This window comes from Streptomyces sp. LARHCF249 (genome assembly GCF_052871255.1).
The window spans coordinates 1-325 of record NZ_JBIXJQ010000017.1; the positions used below are offsets into that span (position 1 = coordinate 1).

General features: G+C 79.7%; 1 protein-coding gene. It reads right to left on the reverse strand.

The genetic code is table 11. From position 1 onward, the window contains the following. Window positions 1–325 (reverse strand): gamma-glutamyl-gamma-aminobutyrate hydrolase family protein (locus ACIPUC_RS33480; RefSeq protein ID WP_446594265.1); only part of this gene is annotated, 325 nt, incomplete at both ends.

Here is a 325-nt window from a genome sequence, read left to right on the forward strand (position 1 = left end):
AGCTCCGCGTACCGGGTGCCCGGCACCGGGCGGACCGGGTGCCAGGACGTCTCGCCCGGGGCGTCGAAGTGCCCGTCGATGTGCTGGATCAGCGTCCCGCCGAGCGCCACGTTCAGCGCCTGCATGCCCCGGCAGATCCCGAGCACCGGCACGTCGGCCTCCAGCGCGGCGCCGATCAGGGCCAGTTCCCAGTGGTCGCGGACCGTCGCGGGGGCGCCCGTACGGGAGTCGCGGGCGGCGCCGTAGTGGACCGGGTCCACGTCGGGGCCGCCCGCGACGCCCCGGCCGGCCCCCCCGCGCCGCCCCGCCGCCGCCCCCCCGGGGT